The sequence below is a fragment of the Pelagicoccus mobilis genome (genome assembly GCF_016595505.1).
Classification (GTDB): domain Bacteria; phylum Verrucomicrobiota; class Verrucomicrobiia; order Opitutales; family Opitutaceae; genus Pelagicoccus; species Pelagicoccus mobilis.
This window is the reverse complement of sequence record NZ_JAENIL010000046.1, coordinates 33,250-57,892: the sequence shown is the minus strand read 5'-3', so window position 1 is coordinate 57,892 and position 24,643 is coordinate 33,250. Positions and strand designations below refer to the sequence as shown.

The window sequence follows — 24,643 nt, the reverse complement described above, 5'->3', positions numbered from 1 at the left end:
ATTCAGTGTCAGCTCTCAGTATCTCAAATTCCCTCCCCTTATAGGAATAGCTATAGCTTGCACACCCAACAATTTTTGATCTTATCTAGTCCCATGCCTAGCAGCAAATTCCCAGTCGGAAAGGTCGAAATCGCTCCCCACGTACACAATGCGCGATACGCTTGCCCCGCTGAGAATTTCCAAAGGGACGCCTTCCAGTATATTGCAGGGTACGAGGAATGTGACGGGCAGTACGAGATCGCCCGCAAATCCTATCCATACTTGATCCTGGAAATGATCATCAGCGGAAAAGGAAAGCTGCGTATCAACGACAAGGAGTACGAAGTCAGTTCCGGCTTCTGCTTCTGTGGCGGACCAGAGGTCGAATACGAATTCAGATCAAGCTCTCGCCAGCCGATCTCAAAGTACTTCGTCGTTTTTGGAAAAATCCAGGCAAGCAGTTTCGCACCACAGAAACGCCTCTATCCCGGATTCACCACTCGCTACGCGCTACCAGAAGAGATGAAACGCTGGTGCGAGCTGATTATCGCCGAAGGCTCGTCCCAAGAAGCTGACGCCCTCGAAAATATCTCCGCCCTCATCGGAATACTCGTCCGCAAGATCGCGCCTGACGCAAGAGGCAAGACCGCACGTCAACACACCGACGCCCTCGTCATCAAAGCCCTAGGCGTGATCGAACGTGACTTCAAAACGATCGGGACCCTGCAAGAACTAGCCGACTCCCTGTCCGTGAGCCGCGAGCACCTTTGCCGCGTATTCAAATCCAACGACAAAGCCCCTCCCTACCGCATCCTCATCCGACGCAAAATGGAGCACGCCTACGCTCAGCTAAAGATGACCCAAACGCCGATCCAAGAGATCGCCTACGATCTGGGATTCACAGACAGCTTCCACTTTTCTCGCGCCTTCAAGAAACGTTACGGGATCCCGCCCAGCGCCGCAAGGTAGCTAATTCCCTCCACAAAGGGAAGTCGCTCCAGAAGAAGCCCTTTACCAAGTTGGCGGAACTCCAGAGAAAATCGAATTTCATAAATATCGATTGCCAAGGCGTTGTGGTCCGAAGGCCATTGAAGCACATTGGAGATGCTTAAATTACCAACTGTATAACCAATGCCAAATACCCCTACCCCGACGTGTCCGGCATGCCATAAACTGCTCCGGCCACCCATTCGCTAGTCAAGCATCTCCTGCGAGAGTGCATGCTCTTTTGCCGTCCCGAACGGCAGTATTACACAACGGCGAAAGCGCCCCTTCCGCCCAGCTCACGAGCGTGAGTCCACCTCTTCTCGCTTCTACGCAATCCGACAAAACAAGACAGAAACGGATCCCACATTCGAATATCCGCGCCTAGCGGCCGATACCAAGCCACTCCAATTTACACGCCTGCTGAAGTCAGGTTGTGAACCCGCTCAAACCTAAATCCCGCCCTTTCAAGACTCTGCGAGTTGCCCCTCACAGGGAAAGCAATGGGAAACTCAATACAATTAGGAACGAGCAGGATCAATACTACAACGAACCTAAAATACCCTATGAAATATCACAGCAAATATCGCTGGCTCACTATGACTCTAGTAGCCGCGACCCCCTGCCTAAGTGTGAGCGCGCAGGACTCGGACGATTCAGACGAAGAGGACATCTTCGAACTGTCTCCATTCCAAGTGGACGGATCCAACGACGAAGGTTATCGTGGAGCCTCTACGACAGCCGGCAGTCGTTTGAACACCGAGCTCAAGGACGTATCAGCATCTGTCACGGTCCTAACGGACGCGTTCATGGACGACCTTGGCGCTACGGACCTGACTTCAGCTCTCGAACTCGTAGCGGGGGCAGAGACTAACGAACTCTCCGAGCAAACCTCCGAAACCGTTGCGGCGTTCGGGCAATACACCGGGGGCGATTTTGGCGACCCGACAGCCTCAGAAGCCTCCGTTCGTGTTCGTGGGCTCGGAAACGCAGCCAAGACTCAAGGCTTTCACGAAGTCTTCATCGGCGGCGACCGCTACAACGTGGAGCGCGCTGAATTCCTGAGAGGCCCCAACTCGATCCTTTTCGGACTCGGTACCCCCGCAGGTCTCATCAACTACTCCACCAAGAAAGCCCACACGAGTCGCGAGATCAACAACGTCGGCCTCGTCGCGGACAACTGGGGGACCTGGCGTACGAGCTTCGACTTCAACCGAGCGTTGATCGAAGACAAGCTGGCCTTCAGAGTCGCCGCGAAATTCGGCGACCAGAAGTACGACGTGGAGCACGCACGCGAACGCGACAATCGCGCCTACGCCACCTTCACCTACCGCCCTTTCGAAAAGACGACCATTAGAGCCTCCTACGAGGAAATCGATCGCTTCAGCCGCAAGCCGACCTACCGACTCGTACACGACAACGTAAGCGGTTGGTTGCCTCTCTACAACGACTTCTACTCCGAGCAAGTGTCAAATGGGCTAAGCGGCGACGCTCTGGAAGAAGCCCTTTTTGATGCAGGATTCTGGTGGGATCCTACCGATCCAAGCAACACAAACGCCAGCTCCGTCCGCTCCGTTTCAGGCATCATCGATCCAGACTACGACCTCGACGGTGTAGGTCACGGACGTCCCGCGGGACAAGTTCGACTCGGCGACGACTTGGACGGCAAGGACAACGCCTTGATCATCTATCATGACGGAGCCTTCCCAGACGACGAGCTGCACGGCGGTATCAATCTTTCGGGTACAAGGACTCCAACAGGCAGCCGCGGCCCGGCCTCGGCTCGCCGGACCCTTATCCGCACTGCCCACCCATTGGAAAATCGCACCACTGGATTCTTGGATCCGCAAGTGACAGATCCAGACATCTTCCCGTACCATGACTTCGATCTCGGAAGTCTGCCGGGCAACTACCGCGACGAAGAGAACGATAAAATCTCTTTCGAAATCGAACAGAAGATCACCGACGACTTGTACATCTCCTTCTCCGGATTGCACGAGGACTATACGATCGAGAACAACTTCCCGATCATCTCCCAAACCCGTGCGATCCAGCTGGATAACAACCGTTACATGCTCTACCTCGACGAGGACGGCAACAGAGTTCCCAACCCGAACTTCATGCGCCCATTCATCTACGGTCGCCCACTCGGTCTCTACCGAGAACAGGCAAGCGAATCTTACCAGTTCCAGGCGAACTACGACATCGATTTCGCGGAAAAATTCGACAGTCTGGGGTGGCTCGGGAAGCACCGCATAACTGGGGTCGGCAACTATCGCTGGTCGGAGAATTTTGAATACCGCTGGGAAACACGCGCCCACAACTACATCCCCGATGTCATGGCATCTGGCGTACGCGCCGGCCGCGAAGACAACTTCAACGATGGCGGACGCCGCATCTACAATATCTGGTACGTCGGCGACGCGGTACAACCGGGCGACACCTCGCTCAATATCAATGCGATGCCATCGAACATCGAGACCGAGGAAGAGGATCTCTACTACAACTACCTGACATCTACTCCAAACGTCATCTCGACTTCGCCGACTCCAGTCCAGCTCCGCCGTAACTCCATCGGCCGCGGAAACTGGAGAGAGCAGATCAACAAAGGTATGAGCGGCTCAATCCAAAGCTTCTTCTTCAATGGCCGAGTGGTTACTTTGCTGGGCGCCAGAGAGGACTCTGTTTACCCATACCTCCGCACACGCCAGTCGGACGCAGCCTTCAACCAAGCGGTTGGCCGTATCGACCCGAACGATCCATCGGGCGAACGCGAACTATTCGCGAACGATATCGAACGCTCCTACTACAATGCTAGACCAGACGCGGTAAATCCTCTCGAAGATGTTTCATCCGTATCCAAAAGCGTGATCATTCACATCATACCGGACAAGCTCCGCATCTTCGCCAACGAGTCCGAAAACTTCCAGGTCTCAAATCCTCGCTCCGACAACTTCGGTTTCGTCATCCCGCCACAAGGCGGAGAGACAGAGGAGTTCGGAATCGGAGCGAACCTTTTGGAAGGCAAGATGGACCTTCGTCTCTCGTTCTACGAGACATCCCAAGTCTATGCCAACGGTCCAAACTGGCTCCCTTCCCAGGCCATTCCAGGAATTGAGAACCGTATCTACAACGCCCTCGAAGACGCAGACCGTCTCGGCGAATGGTGGACCTACGACGTCAATGCCCAAAGAACGACTGCCCAGTATATTCGCCCTGACAACGTAAACGATACCCAAGATTCCACCTCCGAAGGATTCGAGTTCACCGGCACGTACAATCCGAGCAAGAACCTCCGCTTCCTGTTCTCCGTCAGCCGACTCGAAAACCAGGTCAACAATGTCTCGCCTCGCGTTGAAGCATGGTTGTCTGATCGCATGGCCTTCTACGGTCCATTCTTCGAAGAAGGCCTCAACAACGACGGCACTAACAACCCAGACATCTTCGAACGCGACTCCGACGGCAACCTCACCAACGAGCTGGCAGACGGAACCATCGCGCGCTGGTTCGTGGACAGTGTCGTAGGTCGCTATGCATCTGACTTGGCCAGAGAAGGCCGCCCTAACCTTGGCGTATCCGAGTACACTGGTAAGCTCGTGGCGGACTACTCCTTCCACGATGGACGCTTCAAGGGCTTCTCCGTGGGAGTGAACTTCATCTACGAAGACGGCAAGGTCATCGGCTCAAACCCGAAGGAAGTGCCCGTTACCGAGCTGATTCCTGAGTTTGAAGACATCCCTGGATTCAATGATCCAAACAATGTGGTGGTCGCAAATGTCGGCGATCCAGACAATCCACTGTTTGGCGACTCCGTTGTCACTGGCGGCCTCAAGCTGGGATACAAGACCAAGATCATGAACGACACCGTAGACTGGAGAATCCAGCTCAACGCATCTCGCCTCATCGACACTTCGAACGAGGGTGGATTCCGGGTAACCGGGCTGAATCCCGAAACGGCAGACTCCGACGGAAACGTTCTGGACAACAAGCGTTACCGACTCTCGGTCCCTACCACATGGCGACTCTCCAGCACCTTCAGCTGGTAGGCCTCTAAGGCCAGCTTGTTCATAAAGCAGCGAGCCCGACGCACATGGCGTCGGGCTTTTTAGTTTTCGAAGCCCAACGAAGGGAGAAAGCGGCCAGCTTCATATGTATGGAATTCTTGCTGCAACTTCTCCGTCGCCACCGGAACGTGAATTCGAAGAATCATCGACTAGAATTTCCCCAACTAGTCACGATCTATGAAACGTCGTCTCTTACTCTCTCTCGGCCTCATACTGGCTTCCGCATTCAGTTCCCTAGTCACTGCCGCAGATGACTACGAACTCGTCAATCGACAGGCTCTCGATCGCGTGTGGTCAGGGACCCACGTTCGCTTCGCTTTCCTGACTCAAGGTCAGCACCAGTACGTCGCCTACTACGACGCGAACCGACAGATGAGCGTCATTTACCGCCACGGGACAACGCCCTGGAGACACTACAAAGTGGACAGCTGGTATGGCTGGGATAGTCACAACTACATAACCATGGAACTAGACTCGGACGGTCACCTCCACCTGATGGGCAACATGCATGCCGACCGGCCCGAGTACTTCCGTACCCGACATGCTCACGACGTCCGGACACTAGAGCGAATCCGAGTCCTGGAGAACGAGGAACTCGAACGCTTCTTCACCTATCCGCACTTTCTCAAGCGCCACAGCGGAGAGCTCATTTTAAAGTACCGTAGCGGCGGCAGCGGGAACGGTGTCGAAGTCTACCTGAGCTACAACCCTGCAAGCAAAGTCTGGAGTCGCCTCCATGACACCCCCCTTATCGACGGTGAAGGTCTCATGAACGCCTACGTCGATGGTCCGATGGTTGGCCCCGATGGCCTGTTCCACATGGCATGGATCTGGCGAGACACTCCGGACGCCGGAACCAACCACGACATCAGCTACGCCCGCAGCGCCGATCTCAAAAGTTGGGAAGACTCCGCTGGGACCCCAATATCCCTCCCGATCACCTTCGACAAAAGCGACATTGTAGATCCCGTCCCAGCTCGCGGCGGAGCGATCAACGGCAATAACAAGCTCAGTTTCGACTCGCAGAATCGTCCCATCGTCGCCTTCCACAAATTCGACGAAAACGGCAACACCCAGATCTTCATCTCCCGTCGAGAGGCTGACGGCTGGATCACGCGTCAAGTCACCCGATGGGAAGATTTCCGCTGGTCTTTTGGGGGCACCGGCGCGCTCTCCTCCTTCGACGTTCGTATCCGCAAACCAATACTGCAGTCAGACGGAACCGTTAAAGTCACAGTCAAGAAACTCGACCAATGGCTGGATCTCATTCTGGAAGAAAAAACGTTCAAGCTAATCGAGGCGACCCCGGCCTTCGCCTACCCGCCGATTATCTCGGAAGTCGCCTCTTCCGACGATGTCCTTCTAAACGGGAAAGACTCCTACGGAACGGAACTCATCCTAAGAGCCCAGTCGACCCCAGCGTTCGACGGCGCGGAGGACGAAATCTTCTACATATCCTGGGAATCGCAAGCCCCCTTCCGCGGCCAAGCTCGCGACCACATACTCCCACCGAGCATACTCTACCTGCATCACCTGAAGAAAAGGTAGGGCTGTCTGGCCCAGACAGCCGCAAAGACCCGATCAAGTTTTCCAAACACGCCAGTCTAGGGCCAGACCGCCCTAGCAAACACTTCTAACTCGATCATGAACAAAAATACTCCATTTCACGCATCCAAAGCACTGCGGAGCCTACTCTCGGCAACTGCGCTCATCGCCGCTACACTTTCTCAAACAACATCCGCTGAATCGTCTCCGGCAGAACGGCCAAACATCATCTTCATCCTCACGGATGACCTCGGGTTCAATCAAATCGGAGCGTACGGCGACACGCCCATAAAGACTCCCAACCTGGATCGTCTTGCGAACGAAGGCGTGCTCTTCACCCAAGCCTATTCCGGCAATACAGTCTGCTCGCCCTCTCGTGTATCCCTTTTTACAGGACGCGATGGGCGGCTCATGACAAACAACTCTAACACCGTAAAACTCGCACCTTACGATCATACGATCGCCCACGTCCTCAAGTACGGAGGATACGACACTGCCCTCTTCGGCAAGTATTCCATTGGGCCTGAAATGGGAGTCACAGATCCACTCGCGATGGGCTTCGACACTTGGTACGGCATGTATACGATCCTCGAAGGTCACCGCCAGTATCCGCACTTCCTCTGGCGTGATGGCGTAAAGATTCGGATCGAAGAGAATGAAGGCGGCAAGCAAGGCGCTTATGCCCAAGAACTCTTCACAAACGAGGCCATCAAGTACATCGAGCAAGACCACGAAAATCCCTTCTTCGTTTTTCTCTCATACTCTTCCCCGCACGCAGAACTCGCCGCGCCACAAGAGTACATCGACCAGTACGATGGCAAATTTGAGGAGACGCCCTACCTCGGAATGAGTACCGGCAAAGAGGTCGAAAAATATGGTGCCTACTACCCTGCTCCAGTCGAAAAACCAAACGCAACGCTCGCAGCCATGGTCACCGCCCTCGATGATTACATCGGGCAAATCGTAGCCACCCTCGAGGAAAAGGGCATCGCCGAAAACACGATCATTTTCTTCTCCTCAGACAACGGGCCTCATGACGAAGGTGGAGCCAGTCCTGAGTACTTTGAAGCATCCTCTCCCTATAAAGGCATGAAACGCGACCTTTACGACGGCGGTATCCACGTTCCCATGATCGCTCACTGGCCAGCAGCCATCAAAGAACCTCGCATCGACGATACGCCTTGGGCATTCGCAGACGTTTTCCCGACCTTCGCCGACCTCGCCAATGTGGACATAAACATGATTCCTCGCCTCAAAGTAAACGGCGTATCCATCAGTCAACTGCTGAAGGACAACCCAACTCCTATGCCGGAGCGCACACTCTATTGGGAATTCGGCAAACAAGCTGGCGATCCAAACTCCGGAGTCATTGGAGTCGTCTTTCAAGCAGCCCGTCGTGGGAACTGGAAAGCGGTCCGATACGGACTCGATGCACCTGTTGAACTCTACAACATCGACACGGATCCTGGAGAGAGCAAAGAGCTATCCATCAAGCATCCAGAAATCCATCAAGAGTTCGTCGACCTCTTCAAAGAGCACGAAGGCTAACTTAGCTTACATCACTGCAGACTGTAGAAATGGATTATCCAATGTTCGAATGATTCACAAAGCGTTTCTCCCCTTGAACTAGCCTGCTAAAACACTGGGATAACTCCCATGAAGCCCCTGCGCTCAGCCTATCTCCTTATCATCGCTCTCAGTCTGAATGCACCCTCCCTAGTGAGTGAAGTGTCTCTTTCGAGCGACTTCACTACCCCATCAAATAAGGCAGGCGTCATCTACGATTTCTGGAACACTCACAACCGACTTCCTCCTTACGAAAAGATAAATATTCCAGCCTTTGGCATGGAGGGCTCATCGGTCAATTGCGTCCGGATGCTCGGTGGTTGGTCAAAGAAGGGCGAACGCATGCTCGACTACGACTGCTACAAGTGGGATGGCGATAAGTACGTCTATGACTGGGAGCCGTTAATCCGTCGCATCGACGTCGTATTAAACTCTGGGATACGCCTAAAACAGATCGTTCTCGACAATCCCCCTTGGGCTTTCCAGCACGGCATCACCTTCGTAGAAGAACCCGATGGAGTCAACTACCTCGCGTCTGACAAAAACTCCACCTACGGCAACGCCGTTCCACCCAACGATCCTGCTGCGTGGCACGAGTTCATAAAGGCAGCCATCTCTAAACTCGTCGAAACCTACGGAGAAGAACAAGTCGCCTCCTGGCGTTTCCGTGTTGGCTCCGAGATAGATACCCGCCCTGGTCATTGGATTGGCACCCGCCAGCAGTATTTCGACCATTACAAGAATACCATTGATGCCGTTCACGCCGTGCTTCCAAAGGCCAAGGTCGGAGCTCAGTTTCGCGAAGCGAGCTTCACTGGGAAAAAGGACTACATCGACTATAAGGGGAACGTCGAAGGCTCCTACGCTCGCGCTTTCATCGAGTGGGCTAAGAAAAACGGCATCCGCTACGACTTCATCGGCACCTCCTACTACCCCTTCTACGACAAGGAAGACAGCGTCGACATGGACATCGTCTACCGCGAGCAGATCGAACCAATCCAACACCACCCAGATTGGAGGCCCGGTGCCCTCTTTGAAATCCACGAGTTCTGGGGACTCTCGCAATTCCGAAATGGGGAGTTTGTCTGGTTGAGTAACTCCTACAGCTCCTCCCTGTTCGCCAGCATCTCAAAGATGGTCCTCGAGAATGACATCAAGCAGGTACACCTCTGGGGAAACATCCGAGATGGCCTCGTCGAACCAAACGTGCTCACTCAAAAAGCCCTACGTTCGATGCAAGGCATGGACCGCTACACCAACACCACGAGCGGCTCTCCATCAATAGAGGGGAATATGATCAACGGCATTTTCGCACGCTCGGCTGAGAGCGAGAACTACGACGCCCTCATCTTCAACTACAACAAGAAGAGCATGGACTATCAAGAGGACGAAGCCGTTCAGACCGTCTTCAAGGTAAACACGCCACCAAATACTCAATACAGTTTCCGAGTCGCGACTTACGGCAAGGATGAGTGCGCATTCCAGCAATTCGCCGTCGACTTTCCGAAAGCGACAAAACACGAGTCCGACGGCGGATGGATCAAAGACTCCTACGATACCAACGGTACTCCTTACATCATGCTCGTCAAAGAAGGCGTGGACACTTTCGTCGAGAACACCTACCGTTACACACACCTAAACGATCTGCAGTGGTCCGAATGGGAAACTACCGCATCCGAATATAGCGACGACGAAGGCTCTCTAATCCGCATTCAAACTCAACTCCCCTCCTTCGCTTTTCAGAAAATCGAAGTGCGTTCTATCTCAAACAAAAACTCCCGATGAAGAAATACATCCTCCCCCTTTTCGCCCTAGTACTTGGAATCTGCCATGCAGATTCCGACCGTCCCAACGTGCTCTTCATCGCGATCGATGACCTACGCCCCGAGCTCGGATGCTACGGTGATACCATCGTTCAAACGCCACACATCGACAGGCTTGCTTCTCAAGGGATGATCTTCGAACGAGCCTACTGCCAGGTCGCAGTTTGTGGAGCTTCTCGGGCGAGTATGATGACAGGTATTCTTCCCACGGATACGCGTTTCGTCGACTATCTCGCAAAAGTTGACGAGGACACTCCGAACGCGATCACAATCGGTCAGGTATTCAAAGAGGCAGGCTACACTACACTCGCTCACGGGAAGATATTCCACAAAGGCTCCGACACCGCAGAGCGAACATGGAGCCGAGGTGTCAAATCAGCGGGAAGAAGCCACACCACGAGTTTCGATCCTGCCACCACGTCTGCGCTCACCGAAGGTGGCCGAGCCCGATTCTTCGAGAGTCCTGATGTACCTGACAACGCATATGGAGATGGTCGCGTGGCAGAGAACACGATCAAGAATCTCCAAGAGCTCGCACAAAGCGAAGAGCCTTTCTTCCTCGCCTGTGGATTTATTCGTCCACATCTCCCTTTCTACGCCCCAAAGAAGTATTGGGATTTGTATGACGAGAAAGAGATCCCTATCGCTGACAACCAATTTAGACCTCACGATGCGCCCGACGCCTTGCGAGGTTCGGGTGAGTTCCGCTCCTACCATTTAGGCGATTTCGATCCTGACTCCGAGGCGTTTCATCGCAAGATGAGGCACGGCTACCTCGCCTCGACGAGCTACGTGGATCAACTCGTTGGCAATGTTCTAGCGGAGCTGGAACGCCTCAAACTCGCGGAAAACACCATCGTGGTAATCTGGGGTGATCATGGATGGCACCTCGGCGAACACACGTTCTGGGGTAAGCACAATACGATGCACAAGGCCCTCCGCATACCACTCATCGTAAAAGCTCCCGGGGCACTTGCCGGAGAACGCTCATCGTCACTCATATCGAGCGTAGACCTTTTCCCAACTCTCTGCGAGCTAGCCGGACTAGAAACTCCAGATTCAGTGCAAGGCAAGAGTTTCGTCCCAGTCCTCCAAGAGGCAGAAGCGACGATATCTGACGTCGTCTATACCCGATTCAAGAACGCCGACACCGTCGTAACGGACCGTTTCACCTACACTCTCTACGACAACGGCGAACAGATGCTCTACGATCTCCATAAAGATCCCCAAGAAAATCAGAACATCGCTAACAATCCCGAAAACAAGCCCCTCGTCCGATCGCTACGCGACAAATTGGAAGCCCAGATCGCTTTCGCCAAGTCAGCTCGTTTTTAGCCTTCCGAGCTGAAAACAAAGCTCGGGATCACCCATTTCATAACGGATTCGATTAGTATCGAATCCGTTGCTGTTGGGTCAGCCATCACTCCGTGGCTCAATGCGGGAACACGAGTCGAAACGGGTATTCGTACCCGCGAGACGAAGCGGCTTCTGCCAGCCTCCCTCTAGAAAGCACAAAAATCCCAAGCAAGCAGAGATCAGATGATCAATAGTCTAACGACACTGGAAACAGCACTCGAAAGCTCACTGAACATAATTCGGAACAACGTAGACCACTACTTCGACCGTTTTCAGCACGTCAGCGAGGACGGGGTCTATCCGAAGGAAGAAAACAAGCTTTGGACCATGGGATTCTACCCAGGGCAGCTCTATTTGGCTCACATCGTCACCAAGGACGATTACTTCATCTCTAAGCGTCAGGAGATCCTCAACTCCTTCAAAGAACGCTGCGAATCGGGCCATATGGATACACACGACATCGGATTCCTCTACGAGATGACGGCCTACTACGACTACAAGGCTACCGGTGACGAAGAGAGCAAGAAACTGTTCCTCGCTGCCGCCGACAAGCTGATGGATCGCTACAACGAAAAAGGTGGATACATCCAGGCTTGGGGACCGATGGAAGCAAACGCGGAAAAGACCCGGATCATCATCGACTGTATGATGAATCTCCCAACCCTCTATCTCGCAACCGAGTTGACAGGCGACCCTAAGTACAAGGACGCTGCCATCTCCCACGCGAACATCAGTAGCAAGACACTCATTCGCAAGGACGGCTCGAGCTACCATACCTATTGGATGGATGTACAATCCGGCGAACCGATCGAAGGGAGAACCCACCAAGGCTTCAAAGACGAATCGACATGGGCAAGAGGCCAAGCTTGGGCGGTCTATGGATTCTACAAGAGCTACACTTTCACCCAAAACCCGCACTTCCTCGATATCGCCATGAAGTGTGCAGATGTCTTTCTGGCAAACCTGCCGGAGAACGACATCAACTACTGGGACTTTTCTTTCACCGACAAGACTCCCGATATCCGTGATAGCTCCGCCACCTCCATCGCGATCTCCGGCCTACTGAGATTAGCAAAAGTGGTTAAAGGCGAGAAAGCCGAAACCTACCATAAAGCGGGCGTCGAGCTTTTGCACATCCTCGCAGAACGTTACCAGAATACGGAAGCGCAAGTGGGTGCAGGTATCCTCGAAGAAGGAATGTATCACAGAATTGACGGTGCCAGAGCCTATACGAGCTGGGGAGATTACTACTATGTGGAAGCGCTGGCTGCCTTCCTCGGCTATCCGGCGGCCTCCGAGGAGATGTAGTCCAACTACAAATACAGTACCTCAAAACTAAAACACAGAACAAATTGATATGTCTACTTCCGAACAAGTAACCCTAAATTACCGCTTCTCCGCTGGCCTCGAAACGTACGGAAAGCTCTCTACAGACGAATTGCGCAACAACTACTTGGTCGAAGGGCTCTTCGTTCCTGGCGTGGCAAATCTTCAAGCGACAGACCTCGACCGAGCTATCGTGGGAGGCATCGTTCCTTTGGCGGATCCCATTGTTCTCGAAACGATCGAAGAACTTCGCAGCGACTTCTTCTTCCAACGCCGCGAGGGCGGAATCATCAACCTCGGTGGAGCAGGAGAAATCGAAGTCGATGGCACCTCGTATCCCATCGAAAAAGGCGAGTGTCTCTACATTGGTCGTGGTTCGAAGAAGGCGACCTTCTCGTCAGCTGACGAAAAGAGTCCCGCTCTGTTCTACTTCCTAAGCTACCCAGCACACGCTGAGTATCCAACAACGTTCGCAAAGAAGGAAGAGGCCAAACGCATAGACCTCGGTTCAGGCGACACGTGTAACGAACGCTCAATCTTCCAGTTCATCCACGAAGATGGAATCAAGAGCTGTCAGCTCGTCATGGGGTACACCGTTTTGAACACTGGTAGCGCTTGGAACACCATGCCGTGCCACACTCACCTCCGACGCTCCGAGATCTACTGCTACTTCGATTTGGACGAAGAAAACCAAGTGCTTCATCTCATGGGCCAGCCACAGGAAACACGCATGATTTGGATGAAGAACCATCAAGCCGTCCTCTCTCCAAACTGGTCCATCCACTCAGGAGCTGGAACATCCGCCTACTCTTTCGTTTGGGCAATGGGCGGCGAGAACCAACGCTTCGATGACATGGATGGCATCGCCATCGCTGACATCAAATAGGTTCTCGTAGTCTGAATTTAACTACTTTCAAAACCTCGATTTAATCACACAAAAATGAGCATCATTAACGAACTATTCGACCTCTCTGGAAAAGTGGCCCTCGTCACCGGCGGTACACACGGTATCGGCATGGCAGTTGGCAAGGTATTGGCCAAGGCTGGCGCAAAACTCTGCGTCAACGACTTGAGCGACGAGAAACTCGAAGAGTGTAAAGCTGAATACGCGAAGGACGGCATCGATGTTTACACATTGAACTTCAACGTCTGCAGCGAAGAGCAAGTTGACGCAGGTATCAGCCAAATCGAAAAGGACGTCGGTCCAGTCGACATACTCGTTAACAATGCCGGCATCATTAAGCGTGTTCCTATTTTGGATATGCCGATCAAGGACTTCGAGCAAGTGATCGATGTCGACTTGGTTGCGCCACTGATCGTAGCGAAGCGCGTTGCCCCAAGCATGATCGAGCGTCGAGCTGGCAAGATCATCAACATGTGTTCGATGATGAGCGTCTACGGTCGCCAAAACGTTTCCGCCTACGCTGCGGCAAAGGGTGGCTTGAAGCTTCTCACCGAAAACATGACCTGTGAGTGGGCGAAGTACGGCCTACAGGTCAATGGTATCGGCCCGGGCTACATCGCAACATCGCAAACCGCTCCGATCCGCGTTGGCGGACACCCATTCAACGATCTCGTGATGACTCGTACTCCAGCAAACCGTTGGGGCGAACCAGAAGACGTCGCAAACGCGGCCCTCTTCCTCTCATCGAAAGCTGCAGAATTCGTCAACGGACACATCCTCTACGTCGATGGCGGTATCCTTGCGAACTTCGGCTACGTGAAAGGCGAAAACGAAGTCTAGGAACAGAGGCATCCCTAATTACATCATTTTCAGCAACTTGCAGCCTGGCGCAATTTCCGGGCTGCAACTTTTTTTACGCAAAGGCTGGGCTCGACCGCCGGGCGAGCCGCTCAAGGCCCCACCATACAAGCCCTCCTTCCACCCCAGCCCCGAATAAATACATACAGTTGAAAAAAATAGACCCGTTGCCGCTTCCCTAGCAGAACTATTAAATCAAGAACCCCGCGTTTGGTTGTGTGCATAACAACGCGAGAGCCCCCGTCCCAAGATTTTAGAAGACTTACAAACCTTATGATCGACAACAGTTGGACCGACGATGCCTGGAGTGCATTGGTCGAGAAAGTTAAGAAAACCAGCCTCGTCATCGGTGATCGATTTCCGTCAATGACCGACGAGGACGACAAATACACTTACACCGAAGATTTGTGGCGTTGGGTTACCGGCTTTTGGCCAGGTCTCCTTTGGCTGATTTACGAAGATACAAAACACAAGCCATTCGCCAACATCGCGCTCAGCTGCGAAATGCAGATGGACCAGGCCCTGAACGAGTACGTCAACCTACACCATGACGTCGGTTTCATGTGGCAACTAACTTCCATCAAACGCTACGAGTTGACTGGAGACATGGACGCCCGCCGCCGTGGACTCATTGCCGCCAGCCACCTCGCCAGTCGATTCAATATCGAAGGCAACTTTCTCTCCGCTTGGAATCAGAACGGACTCAATGATTCCGATCCCAGAGGCCTCAGTATCATCGATAGCATGATGAATCTCCCATTGCTCCACTGGGCAAGCAAGGAGACTGGTGATCCACGCTTCAAGCACGTAGCGGTCGCCCATACTGAGACCGTCATCAAGCATTTCATTCGCGACGACTTCTCCGTGAACCACATGGTCGAGTTTGATCCGTTCACAGGCAAGAAGGTCAAAGTGCAGAGCGGGCAAGGTCACTCCACAACCTCAGCCTGGTCCCGAGGCACATCCTGGGCAGTGCACGGCATGGCTCTCGCCTACAAGTACACAAAGGAACCCCGCTACCTCGAGGTAGCCAAAAAGGTAGCGGATTTCTTTATACACGAACTGCCAGAAGATAGCGTTCCACACTGGGACTTCCGAATCCCTCGTGATGCCGATACGCCACGCGACACCTCAGCAGGTATGTGTGCAGCTTGCGGCATGCTCGTTCTCTCTTCGATGCTCGAGGGAGAAGAAGCGGATAAGTACCTCTCAGCCGCCAACGCGATCACCAAATCGACCTATGAGAAGTACGGCAATTGGGACAACGACAGCGACGGTATCATCCATGGCGGTACATTCAACCACCCGGCAGGCATAGGCATCGACGTCTCGCTCATCTACGGAGACTACTACTACGTCGAAGCCCTTTCTCGACTCAGAAGTTTGAATACACAAACACAAGAAGTCGAAACAACCGCCAGCCAACAGGCGTAGAAAAGCGATTTACACAATCAAAGCCAACCTCGTCACAACGGCAGGTTGGCTTTTTGCGTTCACCTTTGTAGGGCTGCCGCTTGCGGCAAGCCGCAACAACCTCATAAACCGCCCTCCTGCAATGCACATCGGCGTCAACTTAAGCCTAAACGCTGTGCGCAGGAGGGCAATGCTCCGTCATTGCCGCGGAGCCTACGGGGAATAAACGATGTGGCAACGACAGACACGTTGCCCTCCAGATGATGCTATTTCTGTCAAGTTGACGCCAATGTGCAAAGCAGCACGGGCAAATGCCAGCCCTACCAGTTACCTACAGTACGTCTTTTCCGAATACCTCAATCTGAGTCAGAGCGGAAAACGCCGCTGAGATCTCTCGCTTGAGTTCGGAGAGTTCAATCCAAGTCACCTTCTTGGGCTCTACCTTGTACGACTGCCCTTCTTCGACCTTCTCCATTTTGATCGGCATGGAATCACCATCAGAGAAAGTGAGTAGTCCTGACTCCCAATTGATGTCGTGGTCGTCCGTGTAGTCAGCTCGCAAGTAGATGATGATTTCATCGATCAAAACCTCCCGACCGAAATCCAGTCGAAAGACCAAGTCATCTCGCAAACCGCCGCCCCAAGACTGGTAAGGCCAGGCTCCGTGTCCGTCTCTCAAAAGATGTCCATCAATGGCATTCTTTGCTTCGAACCAAGGCTCATCACGCGTCACAACATTCGCTGACGCGTGTGGAAAGTATCCAGTATCCCAGCGCATATCCAAAGAGTTCATCGCCAAGTTTCGACGCTTCGTGAGCTCTTCCTGCGGAACGACCGACATGCTGATCGAGTGAGACTCACCTTTGAAAGCATCGGGATCATAGGCTCGTGCCTTAGGCCCGACTGGAAGTTGGTAAACAACCTTACCATCCGGCACATAAACAATCGATTTATTGAAGGTAGGATCGATATCGATCTCAACAAATGCGCCCGGTTCTGTTTCGAAAATCAGGATGTCCTCAAAGCCAAATTCGCCTTTGATCTCGATTTCAACGCTCTGCTCTCCTGAAGCCTCGGTGAGCTTATTTCCCAAACGGTCCGTGTGAGTAATCTTCATACCATGTTAACCACACACATCCGCCGATGAGATGTACATGCCATCTATCTGTATGGATGGATTCGTAAGAAGCATAGATTTCCGCAAAACCTTCCCCATCCGCGTGTTTGAGGGCGCCGCAAAGATCGGAGTGGGAACAACCAAACGATCGATACGTATAAACAGGATCAGCGGGGTAATTTATCCGCTTCGCTCTTCAGCCGCTTAACTGGGCCTTTGTCACCTAGCAGGTACACACGGTGCCAGTCAGAACCGCGATGCTTCTCTGCCACGATCACACGCGCCTCAGGCGTCGAATTGCGGATAATCGAGGTAATCGCCCATCCAGCTTTCTCGCGACGTAATACCTCATCGCCCTTGGTGAAGGTCGCTCCGCCATCGGTGCTATTCCACCAGGCCACGATCCCCTGCCCTCCGTCTCGGTAGGCGAGCAGGAAGCTAACCTCATCAGCTGACCGGACGATAAAATCGCCGCGTGACTCGACACCGGCCACTGAATTTCCACCAAACCACTTGGTGCCGTTCCATCGAAAGTGACTGGTTTGCTTCGGACCGCCGGTCCGTTCACCAATGTCCTTGCCGATATTCATACTGATATGCGGATGCCCGTCGGGATTAAGATGCGTCGACCCGTTAAAGGTCCAATCCTCGCCAGTGCGAGCCACTAGGGTCATCTCATCCGCGTACTCCCTCGTGATAGGGATTGTCAGCTCTTCTCCACCGACGTTTCGCCAAGCCCCCGTTTTCGTATTAAAAACCATGTAATAGACATCGTGACGCTGGGGGCCATGACCACGACCGTCCTTTCCCGCATTGGAATCCCAGCAAAGGTGATAATCATAGGACATGATGATATCGTCTCCCTCGCCTCTCGTCACCCAAACATACCAACTGTCGACCGCTGCAAGATCATCGCGTCGCTTGTGCTTCATGAAGGAAACAGCAGGGCTAAACGTACGACCGTTGTCAGTGGATTTTTGATACACCCAGTCGCTGCGATGCGCGCCATGACGGTAAAACAAATAGATATCCCCGTTATCCATTTTCACCGCTTGGTTGTAAGTCCCAAACGGCGGGATCGTGTCCAATTCTTCCCATTCCGTAATATCGTAGGGACGCTTTGAAACGGCATGCTTGTTCGCTCCAAAATGCGTATTGCCTAGTTTATTCTCGCCGTGCTCAGCCGTCGCCCCATGCCCGCCAAAGAACACATGAATATAGCCAACATCATCGATGATCAGAGTCGGCTTTCCATGGTTATCGATCCTCGCCGGCTGCTTCGGGCTCTTTCCTAGCTCACTATTCCCCGCTTTATACGGTCCCTTCCACTCTCCGGTCTCGTGGTTGTAGGAAGCGACGTACGGATCCTCCTTCGGCCCTTGGTAACTCACATATGTAATCCCATTGTGATGCTCTCCCGCTGGGTGTTGCACGACCGCCAACGGGTTGCCCCAAGCATTGTCGGCAAAGTGGTCGACCATCTCGCAGACCGACGCTTTCACTTCAGTTGCACGACACTCACTGTCTGCAAACGTAAAAAGCATTCCGAGCGAGCACGCAGCTAAGAGATAGCGTAAGGAGAAAGAGCCCGTATGAGCGGAGCGAGAAGATGGGGTCATCATTTAATAGTTATCTGCTTCGGGATAGATAAGTTCCAGTGGCCATTTCTGCAAACTGCAGACCTGACCACCGCGATATAGTTAGCATTTACTTCGAAAGCACTCCTGCAAATACATCCTAATCGATACGTATGACACTGTATGAGAATAGGCACCTGCTACTTTAGGACGATCTCATCGAGCAAAACCTGTCCCAGCCCCGCCGAAGCGACGCGAATGTAGTTTGCCCCTCTGTTCAGCTTCACCTCTAGCGACACAGTCTGCCAGTCTTCGCCAAGCGTCTCGACATTGTTCACGAATACGCGATGAGGAACCCTCACTCCATTCACCGTGACCTGCAAATTACAGCGACCGTCATTCGGGTTGAAAGCGCTGCTGCGTATCTTAAGGATGTATTCACCGGCTGCACCGTCGTTTTCCTGATACCATTCAACATAAGCAGACTCAGCCTCCCCTAGGTCAACATAGCCCGCCCCGTTGAAATTTTTACCCGAACTCAAAACCTCAGCCTCAAATACCCAAGCATCCTCCGCCTGCTCTCCTATTGGTCCTCGCTTTGACTCCCCTGAAGTCCAAACGAAGCCAACATCATTCGCAAAACGCTCTTCCATCTCGAGGGTCGGTTCACCATCGATCATCACCAGAGCTCTAACCGTCGTACCCAGCGACACGTCGAACCCTCCCTTGTACAAAGTAGACTCAGCCGTCGGCTCACTGCCATCGAGCGTGTAGTACACTTCAATCATTGGGCGAACAAGCGCTCCACGTAACGCAAGCAGTTGCGTATCGATGTGAACCTTACGCGACGTGATGAGCTTTTTCTCTCCCAGAATCGCGCCCGCAAGCAAGATTACTGCACCTTCCGAGCCCTTCGATTTCACATAAGCACGCGTCAAACCAAAGAAACCAATCCGGTTGTTTTGCCCGTGATGCGGTTCGACATCCATCGGACTACCGTTATCCAGAGCATCGATCTCCGCGGGTCCCATCACATGAAAGTAGGTACGGTTCTCGCCATACGGATAGAAGTTCCCATCTAAATCCTGAGTGGCAACTCTGACCTGAACCCAATCCTTTCCACTCTCTGCCAGAGCTTCGCCGTCTATCGAGAGAGCATTCTTCGCCGGAGCGCCCGCACTCCGTACCACCTTTTCCAATACGGCTTCGCCACCCTTGTAGGCGACCGCCCTGAGTTCGCCTCGTTGCCAGCCAACCATCCACTGGCATTGCATTTCGTCCCAGGTTTCTCCGGGCGTACGCTTGCCGAGCGACTTGCCATTCAAAAACAACTCGACCGAGTCGCAGTTCGTGTAGGCCCAAACAGGGATCTGTGTACCCTCCTCCATTACCGGATGCGTCCAATGCGGTAGAAGGTGCAACATCGGCTCATCCGTCCACTGGCTCTGATAGAGGTAATAATGATCCTTTTCAAAGTTCGCTAGGTCGATGACTCCGCCCATGAAGGCCTTAAACGGCCAACCGCCGTGCACAAATCCAGCTTCCCCAAGATAGTCGTGCCCCGTCCAGCGGAACGACCCCGCATAAAACGGAATATCGCGCAGCTGAGCAATCGCCTGACGCGCATTCAAGCGGACGGTCGCGTTGTCATAGCTGGAGTTAAAGATCTGCTTGTGGCTACTCTTGTTGATCTCCTCCGTCCAATCATAGGTGAAAATCTCCTCTTCGGTCAGATCAGGAATCTCGTGTGGCCCGCGCTTAGGATTTGGATACCCATCCCGGAACCAGCTTTGGGTTCGGTAATATCCACGAACATGCCACGTATGCGGATTCTCAGTACCGACAAAGGCGACCCGACCATAGTCCCGCCCTTTCCTAAATCTCTCGAAATACCCCTTCGATTCACTCCCGCCATTTACCCCGAAAAGATCCATATCGTGATTTTCCGAGCTCCCGGAGGTTACCGGTCGCGTCGGATCAAGCTCGTTACAGAGAGCCACTAGATCCTTGGCGACTTCGCCATGCGTTTCATTGCCAACACTCCAGACGATGATCGAAGGGTGACTACGGTCCCGCTTGATCCAATCCGTCACATCGCGACGCCACCACTCATCGAAAGAATAGCGTCCGTAGTCATGCTCCGCCTTCTTGTTCCAACCGTCAAAGATCTCATCCATCACGAACATACCTATCTCATCACACAGCTCATAAAAAATCGGCGTCTGCGGATTATGGGAAACGCGGATACAATTCACACCCATCGCCTTCAACTGCTCGATTCGGAACCTTAGGATCTTATCGGGAACCGCCGCACCAAGTGCCCCCGCGTCCTGGTGGTTACACACACCGCGCAACTTAATGTTCTCACCATCGACCCACATGCCCGTCTCGGGCTTCCACTCGACGTCACGAAACCCAAATCGCGTACTGGCGCTTTCATACTCTCGATCTTCAACCTTCAAAGTGCTCACCACCGAGTAAAGATTGGGCGACTCCACCGACCAACGGGCCGTCTCTCCAAAATCCAAACGTTGCTCCACTGTCCCAAGTTCTCCAGCGGCAAGCTGCAGCTTCTTCTCATCGGAACCAATGACTTGCCCGCTGGGATCCTTCACAATCGTCTTCAAGTAGGCAGTCGACTCGTGCTCACTCGCATTTCGGATCTCCGTATCGATAGACACCGAATTTCCCTCAGTCCGGACAAACACGCCACTCCCGGGAACATGTACTTTCTCTCGGACCGCAATCCAAGTATGGCCATAGATTCCACTGCCGGTATACCACCGAGCCGCTGGTTGCTGCTCGTTGTCTACTCGTACCGCGATCGTCAAGGTATCCGAATTCTGGACAACTTCGCTTACGTCGTAGGAAAAGGATATCCAGCCATAAGGTCGCTCCCCAAGCTTCACTTCGTTTGCCCAAACCGTGCTGTTCCTGAAAATCCCGTCGAAAGCGACCTCGACATGCTTGCCCTTCCACTCAGCCGGAACCTCGATCGTCTTCCGATACCAACCGATCCCCGCTGGCAGGTAACCTCCCCGCGCTCCCATCGGGTTACTCTTAGCGTACTCGCCCTCAACACTCCAATCATGGGGTACGCCCAATACTCGCCACGATTCATCATCGAAATCGATCGCCTCTGCTCCCTGCACATCCCGTTGAATGAAGCTCCACCCTTCATCAATAGATATCTTCGCAGACAACGAAGTCACAAACACTAGGAGCAAAACAAAAACAGATACCGGTTTCATACTACCTCCTATCTCCTCGCGAATGCCCAAACGGGCCAAGCGAACAAACACTGTTCGTTTTGGCCAAATGCATCCAAACCCAAGAGCCAAATCATGAAATTTACATGACATCCAAGGTGGGGCAGCCGCTCCGCGGGTGCCCATTTCCCTCGACGATCAAAGGCTACACCTGAGACGATGCCGCCCGGCCTCCACCGCAGACACCGTACCGTCGGGCATCTCCACAACGCCCTCAGTATTGGGCGGTATCACCACCTCCAGCGTAAACGCGTCCCCCTTCAGCTCCCATGAGCTTTGTGCAAATCCGTACGGCGTTTCCAGTTTAGCAGACGCTGAAGTCACGCCTTTTCCTAGTACAGGGGCTATTCGAATTCTTCGATATCCTGGCTCTGCTTCGGATAGCCCAGCCACCGTCTCGTACATCCACTGCCCCACCGCTCCGTAGGCATAATGGTTGAGCGAGTTCATGCTGGCACCTTCGAATCCGTCCTCCTTCGAGTAGCTGTTCCACCGCTCCCAAATCGATGTCGCACCTTGCCGGATCGAATAAATCCAAGACGGATACTCTTCCTTCAACGCAACCTCGTAAGCCAGGTCACTACGACCAAATCGACTCAAGGTTCGACAGATCAAAGCTGTCCCCACAAAACCAGTACGCAAATGCCCATTCGCTTCCTCCACAACAAGTTGTTCGAGCTCCTGCATGGCCGCCGAACGATCAGCTTCGGGCAGCAGATCAAAGGCCAATGCCAACAGATAAGCAGTCTGCGTCGGCATTCCGTCTTCCCTCGGGAGCAAAACGCCGTTTTCAAAAAACGCAGCAGCGAAGCGCTCCCGCACCGCCTTGGCTCGCTTAGCGAACTGCTTCGCATCCGCCTCTTTTCCGAGGACCTCCGCGACCTTCGCTAGGATCGCAGCGCTACGAGCATAGTAGGCAGTCCCTAACAATGACCGGCTGGTATCGCCACGCAAACGAGGTTTCTCCTTCTGCTGGAAGGGTTGAAGCCAATCGTTGTAACCGTAGTCAATCCAAAGACCACCATTCGCCGCAGTTTCCATATCGTAGTACGATACCCAGCGTATCATCGCTTGGTAGTTGTCCCTCAGGATTTTTTCGTAACCGTACTTCTGATACATATCCCACGGCACGATCGTAATCGCGTCACCCCAAGCAGGCGTGCCAACAGGACGACTTTTGCCCCACATTACATCCGGAGCGACATCGGGGATCTTACCTGTATCATACTGCCCATCACGGAGATCGCGGCACCACTTCTCCAAGAAAGCGAGCGACTGATAGTTGAAACTAGCAGTCGGGCCAAAGACCTGGATATCACCGGTCCAGCCAAGACGCTCGTTACGCTGCGGACAGTCGGTCGGCACTTCCAAGAAGTTTCCCAGCTGGCTACGGCGAATGTTCTTCTGCAACTGCCCCCAATCCGCAACCGAACTCTCGAACTCACCTGTAGAGGCAACCTCACTCGTCAGCACGATGCTCTTCACCCAATCCAGTTGAGGCTCCAGATCAGGGCTCACACCAATCACTTCCATATACCGATAGCCGTGAAACGTAAACCGCGGCGACCATACTACCACCCCAGCTTCGGCTGCCGTGTAGCTATCAGTGCACTTCGCGGACCGAAGGTTCTCGTAATGCGGGCTTCCATCGGGGTTGAGCGCTTCGGCGAACTTGAGCTCCACCCTCTGGCCCGCATCGAGCGGGAGGGCGATCTGCGGCACACCAACTAAATTCACCCCGAAATCAAAAACAATTGAGCCACTCTCGGTGCGCTTCATCGAAATCGGCTCGATCTCCTCTACATTTTTCACTGCAGGACCGGCGTAGGCGTTGATCGGCAAACTTGGGTCTAGCTCCACTTCGACGCTGGCCTTCCAATCGGAATCATCGAATCCACTCGTGTCCCACCCATCACGCTCCTCTCGAGCGTCATAATGTTCTCCATCGTAAAAGTCCGCAAATCGCACAGCTCCCTCCGAAACCTTCCAGCTACTGTCGCTCACAACGAGCTCGGAGCGACCGTCGGCATAGGTCAGCTCCAGTTGGCATAACAAAGCTGGGACTCCCCCATTCCGCTCACGGTCGCCAAACAGTATATTCCCGCTGTACCAGCCATCGCTCAAGACCGCTCCGATAACATTCTCCCCTTTGTCTATCAACGCCGTGACGTCGATAGTGCGAGCGATCCGACGCTTGCGATAATCCGGCCAACCCGGTGCAAAGTAATGATCCGATACCGCGGCACCATTGATCGAGAAATCGACAATCCCTTCTGCGGTAAAATGGAGCCGAGCCTTCTCGACCTTTCCCTTCACCCGGAAGGGCTTCCTGAAGTGTGGAGTAGCATCGATTTCACCCGCCTGATCATCCGGGTTGCGAATCCACGTTCCCTTCCAGTCGGAAGTATACAACAGGCCGTATTCTACACTTGAAACGTCCGCCCAATCGGAAACCTCGCCCGAGGCATCCCAGTATCGAACCGTCCAATACAGTTCCTCACCCGACTTAGCTGGTCTGCCTTCATAATCGACAAAGGTACTTTGCGAAGAGTCACGTTTCCCACTGTTCCAGAGGTCCGCTTGCTCCGGTAAAAGCACAGGATCCGATGCGCAGCGGATTTCCCATGCTGACTGCTCACCGGCGGGCAACTTCCAAGAAAACTGCAACTCGCTCTCTCCGTAGCCGCGAGGATTCTCCAGCAGAGGCCCCACGGTGAGTGAATTCGCTGCCGGAGCGGATATCAGTTCAGAAGCAAGAAACAACGTCAGGGGGAGTATTTTCTGAAACATAACAAGGGGTAGAACTCTTGATGCGACTTTACCCAAGTAACACCAAACCAACAAATGTGGAAAAAGATGCAC

The 24,643-nt window shown here is 53.3% G+C and carries 14 protein-coding genes; 10 read left to right on the top strand and 4 right to left on the bottom strand.

From position 1 onward, the window contains the following. The first annotated feature begins 93 nt into the window (after positions 1–93). From JIN87_RS20995 to JIN87_RS20950, 10 genes are all read left to right on the top strand, one after another. Positions 94–948 (top strand): AraC family transcriptional regulator, encoded by an 855-nt coding sequence (locus JIN87_RS20995; RefSeq protein ID WP_200357590.1) that lies wholly within the window; start codon positions 94–96, stop codon positions 946–948. Positions 949–1,529: 581 nt separating this feature from the next. Next, on the top strand, positions 1,530–5,009 hold the full coding sequence (locus JIN87_RS20990; RefSeq protein WP_200357589.1) for a TonB-dependent receptor plug domain-containing protein: 3,480 nt from the start codon (positions 1,530–1,532) through the stop codon (positions 5,007–5,009). A gap of 195 nt (positions 5,010–5,204) precedes the next feature. Next, on the top strand, positions 5,205–6,575 hold the full coding sequence (locus JIN87_RS20985; RefSeq protein ID WP_200357588.1) for a BNR repeat-containing protein: 1,371 nt from the start codon (positions 5,205–5,207) through the stop codon (positions 6,573–6,575). A gap of 96 nt (positions 6,576–6,671) precedes the next feature. Then, a complete protein-coding gene (locus JIN87_RS20980; protein ID WP_200357587.1) occupies positions 6,672–8,120 on the top strand; it encodes a sulfatase-like hydrolase/transferase in 1,449 nt (482 codons plus the stop codon). A gap of 108 nt (positions 8,121–8,228) precedes the next feature. Continuing rightward, positions 8,229–9,923, top strand: coding sequence for a GH39 family glycosyl hydrolase (locus tag JIN87_RS20975; RefSeq protein WP_200357586.1), 1,695 nt, complete (start codon positions 8,229–8,231; stop codon positions 9,921–9,923). Beyond that, positions 9,920–11,296: a sulfatase gene (locus JIN87_RS20970; RefSeq protein ID WP_200357585.1), complete on the top strand. Its 1,377-nt coding sequence runs from the start codon at positions 9,920–9,922 to the stop codon at positions 11,294–11,296. Before JIN87_RS20975 ends, JIN87_RS20970 begins: the two co-directional genes overlap by 4 nt. A gap of 204 nt (positions 11,297–11,500) precedes the next feature. Further along, positions 11,501–12,625, top strand: coding sequence for a glycoside hydrolase family 88 protein (locus tag JIN87_RS20965; protein ID WP_200357584.1), 1,125 nt, complete (start codon positions 11,501–11,503; stop codon positions 12,623–12,625). A gap of 49 nt (positions 12,626–12,674) precedes the next feature. Then, positions 12,675–13,529: a 5-dehydro-4-deoxy-D-glucuronate isomerase gene (kduI, locus tag JIN87_RS20960; protein ID WP_200357583.1), complete on the top strand. Its 855-nt coding sequence runs from the start codon at positions 12,675–12,677 to the stop codon at positions 13,527–13,529. A gap of 54 nt (positions 13,530–13,583) precedes the next feature. Then, complete coding sequence (locus tag JIN87_RS20955; protein WP_200357582.1) at positions 13,584–14,387, top strand: gluconate 5-dehydrogenase; 804 nt, start codon at positions 13,584–13,586, stop codon at positions 14,385–14,387. Between the two features lie 291 nt (positions 14,388–14,678). Then, on the top strand, positions 14,679–15,839 hold the full coding sequence (locus JIN87_RS20950; protein WP_200357581.1) for a glycoside hydrolase family protein: 1,161 nt from the start codon (positions 14,679–14,681) through the stop codon (positions 15,837–15,839). Between the two features lie 310 nt (positions 15,840–16,149). Here JIN87_RS20950 and JIN87_RS20945 read toward each other — a convergent pair whose 3' ends face one another. The 4 genes from JIN87_RS20945 to JIN87_RS20930 form a co-directional block, all read right to left on the bottom strand. Continuing rightward, positions 16,150–16,935, bottom strand: a complete 786-nt coding sequence (locus JIN87_RS20945; RefSeq protein ID WP_200357580.1) for a hypothetical protein — start codon at positions 16,933–16,935, stop codon at positions 16,150–16,152. Positions 16,936–17,102: 167 nt separating this feature from the next. Beyond that, positions 17,103–18,557, bottom strand: coding sequence for a BNR-4 repeat-containing protein (locus JIN87_RS20940; RefSeq protein WP_200357579.1), 1,455 nt, complete (start codon positions 18,555–18,557; stop codon positions 17,103–17,105). 155 nt (positions 18,558–18,712) lie between these two features. Next, a complete protein-coding gene (locus tag JIN87_RS20935) occupies positions 18,713–21,763 on the bottom strand; it encodes a glycoside hydrolase family 2 TIM barrel-domain containing protein (protein ID WP_200357578.1) in 3,051 nt (1,016 codons plus the stop codon). A gap of 156 nt (positions 21,764–21,919) precedes the next feature. Then, on the bottom strand, positions 21,920–24,571 hold the full coding sequence (locus JIN87_RS20930) for an alpha-L-rhamnosidase (protein ID WP_200357577.1): 2,652 nt from the start codon (positions 24,569–24,571) through the stop codon (positions 21,920–21,922). Positions 24,572–24,643: the final 72 nt, after the last annotated feature.